Here is a 1,216-nt window from a genome sequence, read left to right on the forward strand (position 1 = left end):
GGGCCGGTGCCGTGTGGCTCCGCGGCGCTCACCGGATCTCCAGACCGTCCAGGTAGCCGGTGATGTTGCGGCGGGTCTCGGCGACATGGTCGCCGCCGAACTTCTCCGCCACCGCGTCCGCCAGCACCAGCGCCACCATCGCCTCGGCCACGATCCCGGCCGCCGGCACCGCGCACACATCCGACCGCTGGTGATGCGCCCGCGCCTCCTCACCGGTGGCCACGTCCACCGTGGCCAGCGCCCGCGGCACGGTGGCGATCGGCTTCATCGCCGCCCGCACCCGCAGCAGCTCCCCGGTGGACAACCCGCCCTCGGTGCCCCCGGACCGGCCCGTGACCCGCCGGATCCCGCCCTCACCGGGCACGATCTCGTCATGCGCCCGCGACCCGGGCACCCGGGCCAGCGCGAAGCCGTCGCCGACCTCCACCCCCTTGATGGCCTGGACGCCCATCAGCGCCGCGGCCAGCCGGGCGTCCAGCCGCCGGTCCCAGTGCACGTGGGAGCCCAGCCCCACCGGCACCCCGTAGGCCAGCACCTCGACCACACCGCCCAGGGTGTCGCCGTCCTTGTGCGCCCGGTCGATCACCTCCACCATCGCCTTCGAGGCGTCCGCGTCCAGGCAGCGCACCGGATCGGCGTCCAGCCGCGCCACGTCTCCGGGCCGCGGCAGCACCCCGGCCGGCGCCCCCACCCCGCCCAGCTCCACCACATGGCTGACGATCTCGATGCCGGCCGTCTCCTTCAGATACGACCGCGCCACCGCGCCCAGCGCCACCCGGGCCGCGGTCTCCCGCGCCGAGGCCCGCTCCAGGATCGGCCGGGCGTCGCCCACCCCGTACTTCTGCATCCCCGCCAGGTCCGCGTGACCGGGCCGGGGGCGGGTCAGCGGCGCGTTCCGGGCCAGCGCGGCCAGCTCGGCCTCGTCCACCGGATCGGCCGCCATCACCCTCTCCCACTTGGGCCACTCGGTGTTCCCCACCATGATCGCCACCGGAGAGCCCAGCGTCAGCCCGTGCCGGACCCCGCCGAGGAAGGTCACCTCGTCCCGCTCGAACTTCATCCGCGCCCCGCGCCCGTAGCCCAGCCGCCGCCGGGCCAGGGCGTCCGCCACCATCTCGGTGGTGATCGGCACCCCGTAGGGCAGCCCCTCCAGCGTCGCCACCAGTGCGGGACCGTGCGACTCCCCCGCGGTCAGCCAGCGCAACCTGCTCAACGG

1 protein-coding gene is annotated in these 1,216 nt (G+C 75.5%); it reads right to left on the reverse strand.

Annotated features, from left to right (window positions below):
* Positions 1-28: 28 nt before the first annotated feature.
* A complete protein-coding gene (gene aroC, locus ABD358_RS28310) occupies positions 29-1,213 on the reverse strand; it encodes a chorismate synthase (RefSeq protein WP_344634015.1) in 1,185 nt (394 codons plus the stop codon).
* Between the last annotated feature and the right edge of the window lie 3 nt (positions 1,214-1,216).

Origin of the sequence: Streptomyces glaucosporus (assembly GCF_039533345.1) — a bacterium.
Classification (GTDB): Bacteria; Actinomycetota; Actinomycetes; order Streptomycetales; family Streptomycetaceae; genus Streptomyces; species Streptomyces glaucosporus.